The sequence below is a fragment of the Scytonema hofmannii PCC 7110 genome (assembly GCF_000346485.2).
GTDB classification, from domain to species: Bacteria; Cyanobacteriota; Cyanobacteriia; order Cyanobacteriales; family Nostocaceae; genus Scytonema; species Scytonema hofmannii.
In genome coordinates this window covers 11460212-11478196 of sequence record NZ_KQ976354.1, presented here as the reverse complement: position 1 = coordinate 11478196, position 17985 = coordinate 11460212, and the positions used below count along the sequence as shown (strand labels likewise).

The window sequence follows — 17985 nt, the reverse complement described above, 5'->3', positions numbered from 1 at the left end:
CGCGAAGAAGTTAAAGAGGAAGTTCGCGAAGAAGTTAAAGAGGAAGTTCGCGAAGAAGTTAAAGAGGAAGTTCGCGAAGAAGTTAAAGAGGAAGTTAAGCAGGAAGAAGCACTACAGTTAATTGTGCGACAACTTCAACGTCGCATAGGCGGAGTAAATCAACAATTACAAGAGCGCATAACTCGGTTATCAGTAGCACAACTAGAGAATTTAGCAGTTGCACTATTAGATTTTTCTGATGACTCGGATTTGTTGACTTGGCTGCAAGAGAATTCTAATTAATTTGGTGAAAGAGGTGAGAAAGCGATCGCCTCTTAAAGATAACGTGATAAAACCTCAACTGTAGCCAGCCCTGTTTTTTCCCAACTGAATTGATTTGCCCTATGGATTCCTTTGCTAGAAAGATGCTGACGCAATTGTGAATCAGTCGCGATCGCTTGCATGGCTTCTGCGATCTCCTTAACATTGTAGGGATCGATCAAAATAGCAGCGTCACCAGCGACTTCCGGTAAAGAAGAAATATTAGATGCGATCGCCGGAGTACCGCAAGCCATTGCTTCTAAAACTGGAAAACCAAATCCCTCCCAAAGGCTGGGAAAAACTAGAGCGATCGCACCACCGATAATTTTGGGTAAGTCTTTGTAAGGAACATAGTTGAGGAATTTGATTTGATTGATAACATCTAGTTCCTCAGCAAGTTTTTGCAAGCTTGGAGTGTAGCGTTTATCTTGTGGTCCTGCAAACCACAGTTCATAATCTTTATTATTGGGTATTGCAGCAAAAGCTGAAACAAGTCTGAGCAAATTTTTATAGGGGTCTTGTCGCCCAAGATAAAGGAAGTACGGACATTTTGTGGTGAGGGAATCTTGCTCGTTAGTCTCTAAAGAAACAGGGCAAAAACGACTAGCGTCATGTGCCAAAAGAATGGGAGTGATTTTGTTTTCCGGTATGCTGTAGAACTGAGCGATGTCCTTGGCTGTAGAATGAGAGTTACAAACAATATGTTGTGCTTGATTCAGCACTTGAGGAATATAATAGCGAAAATAGTATGTTAGGGGCGACGAAAGTTTGGGAAAGCGTATTGGAATGAGGTCATGAACCATGACAATAAAACGGCAATTTCCATACAAAGGCGCTTCTGGTATAGGTGAAAATATCAGATTGGATTCTAGCTTTTTATAGATTAGAGGTAGTTGAAATTGAGTCCATAAAAGACGGTCAAAATGACCTTTTGTACCTTGAGCGGGAGTGAGATTCCCAGGAATTGAATAACAGCTAAAATCAGGATAGTTATAGGCTGTCAATAAAGTTGGATTGAGAGTTTTTAAATAGGGAAAAAGATTTTTTGCATAGTTGCTTATGCCAGTAGGCTGGGAAAAAACAACTGATAGATTAATTAATAATTTGCTCATTGTATAACAATTATAATTTACCAGTCCAGATCCCCGACTTCTTTAAGAAGTCGGGGATCTAAGAGAGCTAATATAAGAAAAAGTTCGCCTCAAATACATAAAGACTCCATAAAACTTACCAAATGCGACTTGAGGCTTTATAAATATCAATACTACAGCGTAGGTAAGCAGACGGATTAATCGAAGCATTAGAATAAAATTATTTGTATATTTCTCTAAAGTCATTAAATAACTATAACTACTGTGTTTGATTTTTCTAAAAACATATTTATTGGTAATTGAAGAAGGTTGATGAACCACTCCAAATAGCTTTGTCACTGCAATAGTATGTCCTTGATTTGCATATCTCCTGCATAAGTCAAAATCTTCATAGTAGAGAAAGTAAGCCCGGTCAAATTGAGGCAAATTATCAAACTTACGAAGATTAATAATTAGGCTGCAACCTGATACCCAATCACAAGTCACATACTCTGTCTCTATATTTGTTAATAAATCTTGAGTGGCGATCGCTCCACTAGCGGGATTAAAGCATCCACCTGCAAACCAAATTTCTCCTATAGGGGTATGAATAATAGTACCGAGAATTGATATTTCTGGGTTTGACTCAAAGAATGAGCGAACTTTGTCTAAAGGGTTTTCTGATAAATAGGCATCGGGATTTATAATCCAAACAATTCCTTGAGGCTCTTGCTCGTAAATCCATTTTAATCCCATATTACAAGCATGACCAAAACCTAGATTATGAGTAGCATCAAAAATCAGTACCGATTGATTTTTGAGTTGATAAATAGAATTATCATCAGGAGAATTGTTAATGATTATAATTTTATATTCAAAACGTTGGTTATCTGGTAAAGAACTAATTAACTTGGTAACAAGAGGAGTGGAATAGTAGTTAATTGTTAAAAAATAAATCACGTTAATTCTATTTGACAGTCATCACCGATAAGAAATCGCAAGGCCTTTGGACGACGGGGTGTAGCATTCAGCTGCGCTCGTTGTCCAATCACGCTATCAACAATACGTTGATGAATTCCAACTATTTTAGCGCCTTCCAACAAAACACTGTGTTCCACATCTGTCTCAATGAGAGTACAATTATTGGCAATGCTACTATAAGGGCCAATAAAACAGTTTTCTATATAACAGTTGCTACCAATCACAACTGGACCGCGAATTGTACAGTTGACAATTTTAGAGCCACTACCAATTTTCACCCGCCCAATAACTTGGCTTTGCACATCAATTTCTCCTGAAATAGAAGTTTTTAAGTAAGTATCGAGAATCAGCCGATTGGCTTCTAGCAAATCATCCTTTTTCCCAGTGTCCAACCACCAACCTTCCAATTGACAGGCTACCACGTGTTTTTCATTGTCAATAAGGCATTGAATAGCATCAGTGATTTCTAATTCGCCTCTTGCAGAAGGTTTGATGTTAGCGATCGCATCATGAATCACGTGAGAAAAGAAGTAAACACCAACCAGAGCCAGATTGGAAGGAGGGTCTTTTGGTTTTTCAATCAGCTGTACCACCCGCCCTGTTTCATCAACCTTAGCCACTCCAAAAGCACTGGGGTTATCAACCTGACGTAAAAGAATCAAAGCATCTTGCTGATTTTGAGTAAAAAGTTTGAGAAAATAGCTTAAATCGCCTTGTTGAATCAAGTTATCCCCCAAATACATAATAAATGGAGAATCTTCCAGAAAAGAACGAGCAACTTGAACAGCATGGGCCAGCCCTGCTGGTAGATCCTGTAAGATGTAGGTGATATTTGCTCCGAAAAGTTCCCCATTTCCGGTTTTGGCCTTAACTTCTCCTCCCGTTTCCGGGCTGATAACGATGCCAATATCAGTCACCCCAGCACTGACCATTTCTTCAATGCCATACCATAATATTGGTTTATTAGCAACTGGTACTAGTTGTTTTGCTCCCGTATAAGTGAGAGGTCGTAGACGCGTACCTTTACCGCCTGAGAGAATCAGTGCTTTCATAGTCATTTGTCATTTATCATTTGTCATTTGTCATTTGTCATTTGTCATTTGCCCACTAACAACTAACCACTAACCAATAACCACTCTTTAATCATTTGCCTGAGACTTTGCCGCCAGTGAGGTGGGTAAGTTCCTAAAACTTTGGCTATTTTGGCACAAGAAAGCACAGAATAGCTAGGGCGTCGGGCTGGTGTTGGATATTCTGAAGTTGAGATGGGGACAATTCGCTGTACTTTCAGGGGAAAGCCAAGTTGCTGCGCTTCTTCAAAAATTGTGACAGCAAAGTCGTACCAGGTTGTAACGCCACTGTTAGTGTAATGATAAATTCCGGTAATTTCTGGACTAACTTGAGGAAGAATTCGGGCGATCGCGCCTGCAATATCTCTAGCCCAAGTCGGGCTACCAATTTGGTCGGCTACAACGCGAATTTCTTCTCTTTCTCCTCCCAGTCTCAGCATGGTTTTGACAAAGTTACTTTTGCCGAAAGTTCCATATACCCAAGCCGTGCGAAGAATGAGGTAATTCGTACAACATTTTTGAATCGCTTCTTCTCCCGCAAGCTTGGTTTTGCCATAGACGCTTAAAGGATTTATTGTGTCAGTCTCCAAGTAAGGACGACTATTATTACCATCAAAAACGTAATCAGTGGAGATATGGATCGGGAAAGCGCCTAATTTGTCAGCTTCTTCAGCTATAATTCCTGGTGCTATGCCATTGACAGCATTTGCAACTTCCACTTCACTTTCAGCTTTGTCAACGGCGGTATATGCAGCAGCGTTGATGATAATTTGAGGTTTTTTCTCTCTGATTATACTGCACAGAGTATCTGGTTTGGTCATATCTATAGTTGGACGTGCAACTGCAACGGTATTTCCGTAGGGGGTCAGGATTTTTTGCAGTTCTGTACCCACTTGACCGTTGCTGCCAATCAGCAGAATGGATTGACTCATTTTTCCCCTTAGCCGTAGCAACAGCGAATCTAGATTATCACCGATCGCCTGCATAAATCCGGAAAAGTTATCCGTAAATTTATGTATCTTAGCTGACAAGAAGTGTGGTATTTATTTTGATACCATATTTGCTTGTGTTCCCATTTAACATTTTTTCTTAAACTCTAAACTTTGAAAATTCAGTATTTTCAAGGTTTGAAGTTTTATGGCATAGGGAATACCAAGGTAAGACAACCAAACTAAGTATCTCTTTAAACTCTACCTATGCCCGTAAATTCATTTGATGTGAATTTTTATCGAAGTGCTAATCCAGACCTCAGAAATATGACGGATGCACAGGCACTGTCACATTTTCAAAACTTTGGTCTGAGTGAAAATCGCCTCTTCTCTCCGTTAGTTGACTTATCCTTCTACCGTGCTAGCAATAGCGATTTAGCTACTTTGAATAACCAACAAGCTTACGAGCATTTATCCAATTACGGTATTTCTGAAGGACGGCAATTTTCACCCTTTGTTGACTTCAATTTCTACCGTCAGAACAACGGTGACCTTGCAGGCTTAAGCAACGAGCAACTTTTTGACCATTTACGAACCTATGGTTTAACAGAAGGTCGCCAAGCATCACCCTTCGTCAATATCAGCATGAGTCGCGACTATGCTGGTAATGCGATGAATCTAGCTCGTAATATTGTTTTAGATTCCAAGACGGTTGTGTACAGAGAGTCTATTAGTGATGCAGACCAAAATGACTATTACCGCGTAGACCTGAGTTCTCAAAACACCAACTTCAACTTGGGACTAAATGGGTTGAGTGCTAATGCAGACGTAGAACTACTGAATAGCAACGGACTGCTCATATCGGCATCTACCAACGGTGGTTCTGCAAATGAAGCATTGAGTTTTAGCAATTTACAAGCTGGTGCTTATTACATTCGGGTTTATCAAGGAGTCGGCGGAGCAAATACGAACTATAATTTGAGCCTGTCTGCTGCACCTACATCATTACCTGTACCCACTTCAGCGCCAGAACCTCTGAGTGCAGGTAACAATTCTTTCATACAGAGCATTTTAGATTTGACAAACACCGAACGTCAGAAAGCAGGCGTGCAACCGCTAAAGTTGAGTGACAAGTTAAATAATTCAGCCCAGACACATGCTCAAAATATGGCGATCAAAGACTTTTTCAGTCATACCGACTCTAATGGTTCCTCTGTAGGCGATCGCGCTAAAGCGGTGGGCTTCCAATATTCCACTATTGGGGAAAATATTGCTGCAGGTCAATCAACGCCCCAAGCGGTTGTTCAAGGATGGATGAACAGTGCAGGACATCGTGCCAATATAATGAATCCAATGTTCAAGGAAATTGGAATTGGATACTACTATCTCACTAATGATACTGGCAGCATTAATTACAATCATTACTGGGTGCAAGATTTAGGCACTCTTGCTTAAACTGAAAAACTTTTCTTTTACCTTCCTTTGTTGGGTAGATTTGGGTCTTCTACCATTCTTCACTTGGGATGGGAGTCTATAGTAAAGATAGAGCACGATCGCGTTCCCGCCCAAAAAATCTTAGCAGCAGATTAATAGGTTGTATATTTATGCAAGTACAAACACAAAAACGTTATTACACACCCGAAGAATATTTAGAACTGGAAGAAAAAGCAGAATATAAAAGTGAATACCGCGCTGGAGAAATTGTACCGATGACGGGTGGCACTACCAATCATAATAAAATTGCAGGCAACTTTTATGCCTACTTGAAGTTTGCTTTAAAAGGCAAAAAATATAATGTTTATATTCAGTGACGTGCGCTTATGGATACCGAAGTATCGGCAACATATCTATCCGGATGTAATGGTAATTCAAGGACAGCCCGTTTATACGGGAACAAGTACAACAACTGTCATGAACCCCTTGCTAATTGCTGAGGTTTTATCGAAATCAACTAAAAACTACGACCAAGGAGATAAATTTTTATATTATCGTTCAATTCCTGAATTTAAGGAATATATCTTAATTGACCAATATCAATATCATGTGATGCATTATGTAAAAACGACTGATGGTAAATGGATTTTTGATGAATTTGAAGGTGAATCTGTAACTTTGTCACTACAAACGATTGATTTTAAAATTTCATTGAGCGACCTTTACGAACAAGTAGATTTCGGTGAAAATGACGAAAGTTGAGAAAAAGATGAAAAACGTTGGGTGGGCAGGTGGGCAGTGTGCTAGCAAGAAAGAAAGAATTGGGTTGTTTAAGTGCGAAGTGTGGAGTGCTGTGTTACGCTCCTAACGATAGTTGATTTGTGTTAGGTTGTGAGAGAGTGATTCCAGAATTTGATGAAAATGGTAACTTACCACCAGGAGTACATTGGGCAGAATGGGAGGAATTTGTAGAGCGATTTGGTAATAATGAGCGGAGGTTATCTTTAATACAGGGATTACAAATAGCAATGAAGCAGCTAAAAGCAGCTGGTTGCAGAGCCATTTATATTAATGGCAGCTTTGTTACTGTTAAATCTAAACCGGGAGATTTTGATGCTTGTTACGATGACGAAACTGTAGATATCGATTATCTCAGAATTAATGCACCTCGATTGCTCAATCATTATGATCGTGCTGGACAAAAAGCCAAGTATAGAGGTGAGATTTTTCCAGCCAACCAACCTGTTGGTAATTATAGTCTAAATTCTTTTGAATTATTTCAACGAGATAGAAATCAAAACAAAAAAGGTATTATCGCAATAGATTTAATGAGGTGGGACGATGATTAAAGATAAAAAACAGTATGAATATACTCAATATTTAGCAGGTGAGTTGAAAAAATCTATAGCCGAAATGGAAAAAGATGAAGCCGCAAAAATCAACGAGCCTCAGCGATGGGAACTAAACCGAAGCGCATTACAATCTCATTTAGATAAATTAAAAGCTGAAATCGCTGAATATGAAAATCTCACATCTCACGATAGTCAAACACCCATCGTGTTGACACTTGATGATATTTACTATCTACCACAACTTCTTATTAAATCTCGTATAGCAGCGAATCTCAGCCAAAAAGAACTCGCTGATTTAGCTGGATTAACAGAAGAACAAATTAAAAATTATGAAGACAAAGACTATGAAGATGCTAGTTTCATGGATGTGATGGGAGTATTTTTGGCGCTTGAAATAAAAGTACAAGGTAAGTTTGTAGTTCCTTTAGATATGCTCAGAAGAACACCGGTTACAAAAGAAGAATTACTCTCTTCATCCAAGACAATAAAAAAGAGTTTATTGCTATAGATTAGGTGAGATGTAAACCATGCTTAAAGATAAAAAACGGTAAGCTTCCGTATTTATACTTAAAAGAAACTATAGGGCATGGGGAACACTAACGATATCAGAAAGTGTTCCAAAAAGTTCTTAAACTTTAACTATGTCCGTAAATCTATTTAATGCTAATTTTTACCGTGCTGCTAATTCTGACTTAGCAAGCTTTGATAATAACCAATTACAGTCACACTTTCAAAACTATGGTCTCAATGAGGGTCGCCGCTTTTCTCCTCTTGTAGATCTCCACTTTTACCGTGCTAGTAATAGTGACTTAGCCAACTTCAACAACTACCAGGCTTACGAGCATCTACAAAACAACGGTGTTCGGGAAGGAAGGAAATTTTCACCATTTTTTGATTTCAACTTCTATCGTAACAACAATAGTGACTTAGTAGGCTTTAACAACGAGCAACTGTTCGATCATCTACAAAATTATGGTTTGGTTGAAGGACGCCAATTCTCTTCTTTTGTTAATCTCAACTTTTACCGCAGTTCCAACAGTGACTTATCAGGTTTGAATAACAACCAAGCCTTGCAACATCTTGTCAATTATGGTCTGGAGGAAGGACGCCGCTTTTCACCGTTTGTCGATCTCAATGTCTATCGGGCTGTCAATTCTGACTTATTCGCTGTAGGTTTCAATAATAGCCAACTGTTACAGCATTTGGAAACCTATGGTGTTGCAGAAGGGCGTAGGTTTTCCATCTCTTTTGATAGTAACTATTACCGTAACACTCATGCTGACTTAATTGCAGCAGGGTTCTCTAACACTCAATCATTTGAACACTTTCAGAAATACGGTTTGCAAGAGGGACGTACTTCCTCAGAATCCTTTAGTGTCAGCTACTACTTGGCTAATAATTCCGATTTAACAGCATTAAACTTCAGCAATCAGCAGGCGCAACAACACTTTGAGATTTTCGGATTTCTGGAAAATCGTTCAGCAACTTGGCCTAACTCTCTCTCTCCATCAGCTAACCGAGACGACAATGCTTTGGGTAGTGCTTTTAACATTAGTTTTCTCAATGGTAGCCGCAATTTTACCAATCAGTTTATTGGTGCGAGCGATCGCAATGACTATTATCGCTTTACCCTCACTCAAACTAGTTATTTTAACTTATCCTTAACGGGTTTAAGTGACTATGCTGATATTGAAGTTATTTTTGATGCTAATGGTAATGGGGTGTATGATTCTAACGAACTGTTATATGACGGTTATGGTAGTAGCAACCAACAGGGTTCAATTAACGCAACATTAGGAGCGGGGACTTACTTCATTCGGATCTTTTCTGCCGACTCGAACACCAACACCAACTACACACTAGGAGTATCAGCAACAGCAGCCCCACGCACAACACCAAAAGATCCGGGCAACACTTTTGCTACAGCCGTTGATGTTGGTATGTTAAATACAAAGCGTAGTTTTACAGACTTTGTGGGTAGTAGCGATCGCAATGATTACTACCGCTTCAGTTTAGCCCAAACTAGCAACTTCGATCTGTCGTTAAGTGGCTTAAGTAGCTATGCAGACGTAGAATTAATTTTTGATAGCAACGGCAACGGTATATACGATCCTAATGAAAAGTGGTATCAGTCTGATGGTAATCCTTGGAGAAATGGTGCAATTAACTCAACACTAGGGCGTGGTACTTATTTTATTCGTGTCTATACTGCTGACCTCATAGATAATACTAATTACACTCTTGAAATTGCTAACAGCTAATGGTTATATAGGACTTCTATTTGATTTTTGAAATACACGTAGGGTGGGCTTTAGCCCACCAAAAGCTTACGTGGTGGGCTAAAGCCCACCCTACAAGTACTTAGATTTTTTCACAAATCAAATAGGATTGCTATAACGGTTAATTGTTGACTGTTAGCAATTATAAAAAAATCTCAGCAGTTTTGAAAGATTGACCGGCAGCGTCTTTGGGAGATAGAATGGGCGGGTTTGTCAAATGCCAATCTATGGCTAAATCAAGATCGTCCCAAATAATACAGCGATCGTATTTGGGGGCGTAGTAATCTGTAGTTTTGTATAGAACTTCGGCGGTTTCTGAACGGACGACAAAACCGTGGGCAAAACCAGGAGGTATCCACAATTGTCGTTTATTGAGATCGCTGAGTTCACAGCCAACCCATTGACCGAAAGTGGGAGAACTTTTTCTAATATCTACAGCTACATCAAAGATAGTGCCAGCGATCGCACGAATAAGCTTGCCCTGCGGTTGTTGTATTTGGTAATGCAATCCCCGCAGGACATTCTGTTTTGAGGCTGAGTGATTGTCTTGTACAAAGTTGACAAAAATACCTGTTTGCTCTGTAAAAATTTTATAATTGAAAGCTTCAAAGAAAAAGCCTCGCTCGTCCTGAAAGACTTTAGGTTCGATAATTAGAACTTCGGGGATTTTCGTAGTGATAATATTCATTGACCCAATCCGGCAATTCAAATAGATAATAAAAAGTATTTAACAGCGTAGTGCAATATGGTTTTAGAAAAATGTTTTGGCAAAAATAGCCAATTGCCATATATACTTAACTGCATTCGTGGCTCGTTCTGATAAAAGATAATGATACAGCCTTGGTATTGGCGATCGCTCCCCTTAGAAAATCGTACAGGTTCTGATATTTTCATGGCCTTATTTCGTCATACCTCCACATACAAAATTGCCACTTTACTGGAAAGCCCTTACCCAACACCAACAGATTGTCCCCAGGTGGCTCAATATTCTATCTGTGCTGGCGCACCTCGGGTTATTGATAGAGTTCCACAAATGTGGACACCACCACTTGGAGAAGTTTTACCATTTTTAGACAAGTTGCTACGGACACAAGGAGAAATGTCCCCCCCTCTCCCCATCCCCCCCTCTCCCCTTCACAGGCGGTTGGCTGGGTTGGTTGGGCTATGATGTGGCATGGGAAATTGAACAGTTACCCTTCAACAAACCCGATCTCCTACCGTTTCCACTAGCCTTTTGGTACGAACCAGAGTGCTTTGCTGTTCTAAACCACAAAGAGCAAATTTTATGGCTAGCCGCTAGTAGTCCTGTTGGACTGGATGAACTTGAGAAGAAGTTACAAGCAGCAGACGACAAGGGAACAACATCCACCCCAGTCCCAAGTCATCAGAGCGCCCCACCTCCCCACCTCCCCACTCCCTTCTTCCACATATCTCAACAAAAGTACGAGGCGGCAGTCAACCATGCTAAAAAATACATTCAAGCTGGAGATATCTTTCAAGCAAATCTGTCGCTTCGTTTTGAAATACAAACAACAGCTTGTGGTTGGGACGTGTACCGGGTTCTGCAACAGATCAATCCTTCCCCTTTTGCAAGCTACTGGCAAACTCCCTGGGGGGAAGTCGTGAGTTGTTCTCCAGAAAGGTTAGTAAAACTACAAAAATACGGAAAGACAAAATCTTATGCCTCTACAAGACCTATTGCCGGGACGCGATCGCGTGGAATGACGCCTAGCGAAGACCGACAGTTGGCGCAAGAACTGCTCAACAATACCAAAGAACGCGCCGAACACATCATGCTTGTAGATTTAGAACGCAATGATTTGGGGCGAGTCTGTGAATGGGGAACTGTTAATGTTGATGAATTATTGACAATTGAGCGTTACAGTCATGTTATGCATCTTGTCAGCAACATCAAAGGTGTTCTAAAATCAGAATGTGATGCCCTTGACTTAATTCGTGCCATGTTTCCTGGCGGCACAATTACGGGTTGCCCCAAAGTTCGCTGCATGGAAATTATTGAAGAACTCGAACCTACACGTCGCAGCTTGTTCTATGGTTCGTGCGGCTATTTAGATTGGCAGGGTAACTTGGACTTAAATATTCTCATCCGTACCCTTCTACTAGCTCCTTCTATTGCAGAGGACAAGAAGGACAAGGGAGAAGAATTAATAATCAATCCCCAATCCAAAATCCCCAATCCAAAATCCAAAATCAACACTGTCTGGGGACAAGTAGGAGCTGGAATTGTAGCAGACAGCGATCCTGAGAGAGAATGGTATGAATCGCTGTATAAAGCGCAAGCACAACTTCAAGCTCTAGCAGCAGTCTTAAATCAAAAGCCTTTGAGTGGTGAGACCAGAACCTGTAATTGAAGCTATCAGTTAATGACTTCTCTTGGAATTGCTCTTGACTAATAGCTCGTGACAAAATAAACATGGTTTTACACTACTTTGGCAATTTTCAGCAAAAATTCAGCGATACATCCATCACTGTCAGAATTTTTGCACCCTTATTGATATATCCATCATCAAACAGTATTAAATGTACTCAGAAAACTCGGAAACTTACATAAATCATCCAACTTGGGGTTTGCTCTATAGGATTTGTATGGTAGACGAGAACCAGGAGTTGTTCACTACACTTTACGCACAGCGCTTGTTCTTTTTAGTAACATCTGATGCGAAGGGTCTCAAATTCCAGTCAATTGGACGAACAGAAGCCAGAATGTTATTAGAAACCCGTTTACGTAATCTACGACGTAGCGGACAATCACAAGAGTACGATCAGCTTCACAGTGTTTTCCAACGCACCTTCCAATGAGCAGTTCGCCCACCGAACGTATTATTGCCATTCAGTCCTCTCTCCCGAGTTCAGTTCGGTTAATTGCTGTTACCAAGCAAGTAGCCCCTGAAATGATGCGCCATGCCTATGCTGCCGGAATTCGCGATTTTGGAGAGAGTCGCATCCAAGAGGCAGCAACCAAACAAGTCGAGTTGCAAGATTTACCAGATATTACCTGGCACTTTATTGGCAAAGTGCAAAGTAACAAAGCAAAACTTGCCATTGAACACTTCCAGTGGATACATTCTGTGGATAGTTTGAAACTGGCTCAACGCTTAAACCAATTAGCACAGCAATTGGGACGAAGCCCTTTGGTTTGCCTGCAAGTCAAAATTCTCAGCGATCCCAACAAGTCAGGTTGGACGGTATCACAGTTACTAGAAGATTTATCACAGCTTAATGAATGTAAAAATTTACAAATTCATGGTTTGATGACAATTCCACCACTTGGATTAAATGAGTCCGAGATACTCGACGTGTTTCATCGTACTCGAGACCTAGCGAAAGAAATTCAAGAAAAAAACTTATCTAGCATTAAAATGCACCAACTGAGCATGGGGATGTCAGGCGATTACCAACTGGCAATACAAGCCGGTACAACAATGGTCAGGTTAGGAACCATTCTGTTTGGTGAAAGACTGTATCAGTGACCAGTGACCAGTGACCACTGGTCACTGATTTAGAAATTAAAGATAAAAAAAAGGATGTCATAAACTTCCCCTAGCGTTCCAGTTAAGTTATAATCTGGACTCATTATTGTGTGCAAGACAATATAACAAACAGACTGGGGGCATTTTCTGTTTATTAAAAAAAAACGTAATAGATGCTACAAACAGCGATAGAATTTGCTGGGTTGTCCGACCATTGTAGCAGTGAGAGTTGACTGAGTTATTTTGGTCACTACAGTCAATAGTGATTGGCACTAGGAGCGCAAACCATGAACAACATATTTTCCAAGCTGAGAGACTTCGTCGGTCTAAATGAGCCAGTAGAGTACTACTATGAAGAAGAAGAACCCGATACAGATAGTTACCGGAATCTGTATCAGGAACAAAATGCCTCTCAACAAACACCACAAGAACCTACACCAGCTAATCGACGTTGGCGCGAACCTGTGCCTACAATGGGGGGAAATGATATAGCAACAGGTTCTAAGCCGATGAGTAATGTTATTGGTATGCCAGGAGCAATGAACGGGATCTCAGAAGTATTGGTGCTAGAGCCACGCACCTTTGAAGAAATGCCCCAGGCGATTCAAGCATTGCGAGAGCGTAAGTCAGTTGTGTTAAATTTAACAATTATGGACCCGGATCAGGCACAACGGGCAGTAGATTTTGTTGCAGGTGGAACTTACGCCCTAGATGGACATCAAGAACGCATCGGCGAAAGTATCTTTTTGTTTACACCAAGCTGCGTACAAGTTAGTACTCAAACAGGAGTTCTGCACGAAGTTCCCCAACCGCCTGCACGCCCACGTCCTACTGCAACCCCAAATCAAAATTGGGGAAATGACGCTAACCGCGTAGCACAATAAATAATATACAAGTTATTAGTCCTTTGTCCTTTGTCCTTTGTCGTCAGAATAGAGACAAATGACAAATGACAAATGACAAATGACAAATGACAAATGACAACTAAATTTGGCTTAATAGGTGGCGGGGTAATGGGAGAAGCGCTGTTATCCCGTCTTATTGCTCGGAAAATATATCAACCATCAGAAGTTATAGTCAGCGAACCGCAGCCCTCACGGCAAGTTTTCTTACAGGAGGAGTACGGTATTACAGTGACACCAGATAATCGTCTGGTTTTCACACAAGTGACAGAAGTCCTATTTCTGGCAGTTAAGCCCCAGGTATTTAGTGCGATCGCCCAAGAATTGGCAGATGTCATACCCACAGGTTCCAAACCTTTAGTCATTTCCATATTGGCAGGTGTGACTCTCAGTCAATTAGAAGCAGCTTTTCCCCACATACCAGTCATTCGGGCGATGCCAAACACCCCTGCAACTGTAGGGGCGGGAATGACGGCGATATGTATGGGGGCATATACCAAGGTACATCACCAAGAAATAGCAAAGAAACTCTTTTCGGCAGTAGGAGAAGTCGTAGAAGTTTCAGAAAGCTTGATGGATGCAGTCACAGGGCTATCAGGATCGGGACCGGCTTACGTAGCGCTGATGGTAGAAGCACTTGCAGATGGGGGAGTCGCAGCAGGTTTACCAAGAGCGATCGCCAACCAACTCGCCCTACAAACTGTACTGGGAACAGCAACACTTCTCCATGAAACAAAAATTCATCCAGCAGAACTCAAAGATCGCGTCACCAGTCCGGGTGGTACAACAATTGCTGGTATTGTCCAATTAGAGCAAGCTTCTTTTCGTTCGGCTTTAATTCAAGCAGTCAAAGCAGCCACAGCACGATCTCAAGAATTGGGAAAATAATAAAGGTTAGTGGTAAGTGGTAAGTGGTTAGTAGTAAAACGAACAACGAACAACGAACAACTAACAACTAACAACTAACAACTGACAAAGTTGACAAAAGACTGGTTAATATAGTAAATAATATGGTTGCAATTAAGATTGAGTGAACTATCCTGCGCTGTCTCCTGAAGTTGACCCAAGTTCGATCTTCCCTTTTGAACTGGATCGGTTCCAAAAGGAAGCGATCGCGTCTCTGAACGCCGGACGCTCCGTAGTTGTGTGTGCGCCCACTGGTTCAGGTAAAACATTAATAGGGGAATATGCTATTTGTCGCGCCCTGTCGCGAGGAAAGCGAGTTTTCTACACGACTCCTTTGAAAGCACTCTCAAATCAGAAACTGCGAGACTTTCGCGAAAGATTTGGCTTTGACAATGTCGGGCTGTTGACTGGCGACGCCTCCATCAACCGAGATGCATCGGTATTGGTTATGACCACAGAGATTTTTCGCAATATGCTCTATGGTACGCCTATCGGGCAAGTTGGGATTTCCTTAGCGGACGTTGAGGGGGTGGTGCTTGACGAGTGCCACTACATGAACGATCGCCAAAGAGGAACAGTTTGGGAAGAATCTATCATATATTGTCCTCGAAGCGTTCAACTTGTAGCCCTGTCAGCAACGGTTGCCAATAGTGATGAACTGACCGACTGGTTAAATCAAGTCCACGGTCCCACAGACTTGATTTATTCTGATTTTCGACCAGTCCCTTTAGAATTTCACTTTGGCACGGTAAAAGGGCTATTTCCGCTATTAAATGACAACAAAACCCAAATTAACTCCCGCCTCCTGAAGAAAAAGAAAAGGGGAGACAAAGAAAAAGGCAAAAATGTAAGAGCTGAAGCACCTGAGATCACTCAGATTCTAACCCAACTCCAAGAACGGGATATGCTACCAGCTATTTACTTTATCTTCAGTCGCCGAGGTTGTGATAAAGCAGTGGCAGAAGTTGGCGATCTCTGGCTGGTTAATAGAGAGGAAGCACAACAGTTACGCAGGCAAATTGACGAATTTTTAACACGCAATCCCGATGCAGGTCGTTCCGGACACGTCGGACCTCTGTATCGAGGTATTGCAGCACACCATGCGGGGATATTACCTGCTTGGAAAGTACTGGTAGAAGAACTCTTCCAGCAAGGGCTGATTAAAGTTGTATTTGCTACCGAAACTTTGGCTGCAGGAATTAATATGCCAGCCAGAACAACAGTCATTTCTACCCTCTCCAAGCGTACCGATACAGGACATCGCTTGTTAAACGCTTCCGAGTTTCTGCAAATGGCAGGAAGAGCGGGGCGTCGGGGGATGGATGAACGGGGTCATGTGGTGACCCTGCAAACTCCTTTTGAAGGAGCAAAGGAAGCAGCGTATTTAGGGACATCTAGACCAGATCCCCTAGTCAGCCAGTTTACGCCCAGTTACGGCATGGTGCTCAACCTACTGCAAACTCATACGCTTGAGCAATCAAGAGAACTGATAGAACGCAGTTTTGGGCAATACTTGGCGAATCTTCATCTCAAACCGCAGTATGAGTATATAGACTATTTACAAACACAATTAGACGAACTTCAAGCACAGATTGAAACGATTGACGAAGGGGAAGTGGCTGTTTATGAGAAATTAAGGCAACGCTTGCGAGTAGAACGTCAATTATTGAAAACGCTGCAAGAACAGGCTCAAGAAACCCGACAAGAAGAATTGGCAATGATGTTAGATTTTGCTGTATCGGGAACGCTTTTGAGTCTCAAGAGTAAAAACTTTACAATGCCCGCGCCAATTCCCGCAGTGTTGGTGGGGAAAACACCAAGTCCCAGTCAAACGAGTTATCTAGTTTGTTTGGGGCGAGATAATCGGTGGTATGTTGTGACAACCTCCGATGTGTTGGATTTGCATGCAGAATTACCTAGAATAGAAGTGCCTGCCGATTTCCTACCACCACCAGAGATGCCTTTGAAACGGGGACAGACACTCGCAGGTAATCAGGAAACAGCAGCCATAGCCCAACAGATTCCCGATCCCAGTGGAACTGAATATATGGCTCCAGAAGTTGCAGAACAGTTGAGCCGTCTTGTTGCAGTACAGCAGCAATTAGAGGCTCATCCCTTGCATCAATCTGGCAATGTGAGCAATCTTTCCAAACGCAAAGCACGTGTTGGTGAATTGAAAGCAGAAATTCAGGAGTTGCGATCGCAAGTCGAGCAAGAATCCCAGCGCCATTGGGAGGAATTTTTGAATTTAATTGAAATTCTACAGCATTTTGAATGTCTGGTTAACTTGGTTCCTACAGAATTGGGACAGAGTGCTGCAGCCCTGAGAGGAGAAAATGAATTATGGCTTGGCTTGGTACTTGCTAGTAAGGAATTAGATAACTTAGATCCGCAACACTTAGCAGCGACAGTAGCAGCATTGGTCACCGAAACACCACGTCCAGACAGCAAAGTTAACTTTGATGTCTCCTCCGAAGTGGATGAGGCTTGGACGAGACTGCAAAAAATTCGTCGTTCCGTACTTAAGGTGCAATATCGCCATGGTGTCGCATTGCCTGTGGGTTTGGAGACTAAATTTATCAATTTGGTTTCTTTAGTAGAACAGTGGGCTTTGGGAATGGAGTGGGTAGAGTTGTGCGATCGCACAAGTTTAGATGAAGGCGACGTGGTAAGAATTTTACGCCGGACTTTAGATTTACTTTCACAAATTCCTCACGTACCTCATTTGTCAGATACCTTGCGCCGTAATGCCAATCGTGCAATGCAATTGATCGATCGATTTCCTGTTAATGAGGTTGTGGAATAGCAGAAACTCTATGTGTAGAGATGTTTTGTGTCATCTCTACATTCAATGTTGCAAATTTCCATAAATTATAGTCTTAAAGTTTTAAAACCCAAAAAGCCTAATAAATGGGAAGATTAATAAGTGTGTAATTATACGATTTGAAATATTTATAAAAGTTATACTAAAGATTAGGTTCTACCTGGGAATTACTTAGAAGTGGCTCTGCCACTTCTTTTTTTGAATTAGAGCGATCTATTTGGCAATAATTGACAATATTCAAAATACATTTTTTACTTCGTGCTTTTGTGCAGAAATAGCGATCGCAAATAAAAGAGCTTGCCACTCGAAAATCTTTGTGTTATTAATGTAGCATAGACATAAGTAGGAATTCTCCTGTCGTCTTCCCATACTATTTGGGAAAACGACTTCTACTTTTAAGTTGAGATGCGGCTGCTGAACCAAAGTCTCCTAAACTCTTCAAAAAAA

At 41.3% G+C, this 17985-nt stretch carries 16 protein-coding genes and 2 pseudogenes; 12 read left to right on the top strand and 6 right to left on the bottom strand.

The window, feature by feature from the left end:
• A partial coding sequence (locus tag WA1_RS61115) for a DUF4351 domain-containing protein (RefSeq protein ID WP_272819388.1) occupies positions 1-282 on the top strand: 282 nt, incomplete at its 5' end.
• A gap of 32 nt (positions 283-314) precedes the next feature.
• On the opposite strand, the gene WA1_RS48365 is transcribed toward WA1_RS61115, so the two are convergent.
• The 4 genes from WA1_RS48365 to rfbD all read right to left on the bottom strand — a co-directional run bounded on the left by WA1_RS48365 (position 315) and on the right by rfbD (position 4353).
• Positions 315-1412: a glycosyltransferase family 4 protein gene (locus WA1_RS48365; protein ID WP_017742413.1), complete on the bottom strand. Its 1098-nt coding sequence runs from the start codon at positions 1410-1412 to the stop codon at positions 315-317.
• A gap of 42 nt (positions 1413-1454) precedes the next feature.
• Complete coding sequence (locus tag WA1_RS48360; protein ID WP_017742414.1) at positions 1455-2330, bottom strand: glycosyltransferase; 876 nt, start codon at positions 2328-2330, stop codon at positions 1455-1457.
• Positions 2327-3403, bottom strand: a complete 1077-nt coding sequence (locus WA1_RS48355; protein ID WP_017742415.1) for a glucose-1-phosphate thymidylyltransferase — start codon at positions 3401-3403, stop codon at positions 2327-2329. Before WA1_RS48355 ends, WA1_RS48360 begins: the two co-directional genes overlap by 4 nt.
• Positions 3404-3465: 62 nt before the next feature.
• Positions 3466-4353: a dTDP-4-dehydrorhamnose reductase gene (rfbD, locus tag WA1_RS48350; protein WP_017742416.1), complete on the bottom strand. Its 888-nt coding sequence runs from the start codon at positions 4351-4353 to the stop codon at positions 3466-3468.
• 264 nt (positions 4354-4617) lie between these two features.
• Between rfbD and WA1_RS48345 the strand changes: the two genes are divergently transcribed.
• The 5 genes and pseudogenes from WA1_RS48345 to WA1_RS48325 all read left to right on the top strand — a co-directional run bounded on the left by WA1_RS48345 (position 4618) and on the right by WA1_RS48325 (position 9397).
• Positions 4618-5805: a CAP domain-containing protein gene (locus tag WA1_RS48345; protein WP_017742417.1), complete on the top strand. Its 1188-nt coding sequence runs from the start codon at positions 4618-4620 to the stop codon at positions 5803-5805.
• Positions 5806-5954: 149 nt separating this feature from the next.
• Positions 5955-6546 (top strand): annotated as a pseudogene (locus WA1_RS48340) (Uma2 family endonuclease).
• Positions 6547-6683: 137 nt separating this feature from the next.
• The gene (locus WA1_RS48335) at positions 6684-7133 is read left to right on the top strand and encodes a DUF6932 family protein (protein WP_026134545.1); all 450 of its coding nucleotides are present in this window, start codon (positions 6684-6686) and stop codon (positions 7131-7133) included.
• Entirely contained in the window at positions 7126-7644 is a 519-nt protein-coding gene (locus WA1_RS48330) for a helix-turn-helix domain-containing protein (protein ID WP_017742419.1), read from the top strand. Before WA1_RS48335 ends, WA1_RS48330 begins: the two co-directional genes overlap by 8 nt.
• 133 nt (positions 7645-7777) lie before the next feature.
• Positions 7778-9397, top strand: a complete 1620-nt coding sequence (locus tag WA1_RS48325) for a PPC domain-containing protein (protein ID WP_017742420.1) — start codon at positions 7778-7780, stop codon at positions 9395-9397.
• A gap of 160 nt (positions 9398-9557) precedes the next feature.
• On the opposite strand, the gene rfbC is transcribed toward WA1_RS48325, so the two are convergent.
• Complete coding sequence (rfbC, locus tag WA1_RS48320; RefSeq protein WP_017742421.1) at positions 9558-10103, bottom strand: dTDP-4-dehydrorhamnose 3,5-epimerase; 546 nt, start codon at positions 10101-10103, stop codon at positions 9558-9560.
• Between the two features lie 141 nt (positions 10104-10244).
• Between rfbC and WA1_RS48315 the strand changes: the two are divergent.
• From WA1_RS48315 to WA1_RS48290, 6 genes and pseudogenes are all read left to right on the top strand, one after another.
• A pseudogene (locus tag WA1_RS48315) lies at positions 10245-11787 on the top strand (anthranilate synthase component I).
• Between the two features lie 169 nt (positions 11788-11956).
• On the top strand, positions 11957-12235 hold the full coding sequence (gene pipX / locus WA1_RS48310; protein WP_017742423.1) for a transcriptional coactivator PipX: 279 nt from the start codon (positions 11957-11959) through the stop codon (positions 12233-12235).
• Positions 12232-12906: a YggS family pyridoxal phosphate-dependent enzyme gene (locus tag WA1_RS48305; RefSeq protein WP_017742424.1), complete on the top strand. Its 675-nt coding sequence runs from the start codon at positions 12232-12234 to the stop codon at positions 12904-12906. Before pipX ends, WA1_RS48305 begins: the two co-directional genes overlap by 4 nt.
• Before the next feature lie 287 nt (positions 12907-13193).
• Entirely contained in the window at positions 13194-13790 is a 597-nt protein-coding gene (locus WA1_RS48300; protein ID WP_017742425.1) for a cell division protein SepF, read from the top strand.
• Between the two features lie 93 nt (positions 13791-13883).
• Positions 13884-14696 carry a pyrroline-5-carboxylate reductase gene (gene proC / locus WA1_RS48295; RefSeq protein ID WP_017742426.1) on the top strand — a complete coding sequence of 271 codons (813 nt, stop codon included), beginning with the start codon at positions 13884-13886 and terminating at the stop codon, positions 14694-14696.
• A gap of 142 nt (positions 14697-14838) precedes the next feature.
• Positions 14839-17520, top strand: a complete 2682-nt coding sequence (locus tag WA1_RS48290) for a DEAD/DEAH box helicase (protein WP_017742427.1) — start codon at positions 14839-14841, stop codon at positions 17518-17520.
• A gap of 255 nt (positions 17521-17775) precedes the next feature.
• On the opposite strand, the gene WA1_RS56310 is transcribed toward WA1_RS48290, so the two are convergent.
• Positions 17776-17961 (bottom strand): hypothetical protein, encoded by a 186-nt coding sequence (locus WA1_RS56310; protein ID WP_148662910.1) that lies wholly within the window; start codon positions 17959-17961, stop codon positions 17776-17778.
• Positions 17962-17985 lie beyond the last annotated feature (24 nt).

Coding starts and splice junctions, on each gene's coding strand:
- WA1_RS48325 (WP_017742420.1), top strand. CDS start 7,778: ATGTCCGTAAATCTATTTAATGCTAATTTTTACCGTGCTGCTAATTCT.
- WA1_RS48305 (WP_017742424.1), top strand. CDS start 12,232: ATGAGCAGTTCGCCCACCGAACGTATTATTGCCATTCAGTCCTCTCTC.
- proC (WP_017742426.1), top strand. CDS start 13,884: ATGACAACTAAATTTGGCTTAATAGGTGGCGGGGTAATGGGAGAAGCG.
- WA1_RS48365 (WP_017742413.1), bottom strand. CDS start 1,412: ATGAGCAAATTATTAATTAATCTATCAGTTGTTTTTTCCCAGCCTACT.
- rfbD (WP_017742416.1), bottom strand. CDS start 4,353: ATGAGTCAATCCATTCTGCTGATTGGCAGCAACGGTCAAGTGGGTACA.
- rfbC (WP_017742421.1), bottom strand. CDS start 10,103: ATGAATATTATCACTACGAAAATCCCCGAAGTTCTAATTATCGAACCT.
- WA1_RS48345 (WP_017742417.1), top strand. CDS start 4,618: ATGCCCGTAAATTCATTTGATGTGAATTTTTATCGAAGTGCTAATCCA.
- WA1_RS48355 (WP_017742415.1), bottom strand. CDS start 3,403: ATGAAAGCACTGATTCTCTCAGGCGGTAAAGGTACGCGTCTACGACCT.
- WA1_RS48300 (WP_017742425.1), top strand. CDS start 13,194: ATGAACAACATATTTTCCAAGCTGAGAGACTTCGTCGGTCTAAATGAG.
- pipX (WP_017742423.1), top strand. CDS start 11,957: ATGTACTCAGAAAACTCGGAAACTTACATAAATCATCCAACTTGGGGT.
- WA1_RS48330 (WP_017742419.1), top strand. CDS start 7,126: ATGATTAAAGATAAAAAACAGTATGAATATACTCAATATTTAGCAGGT.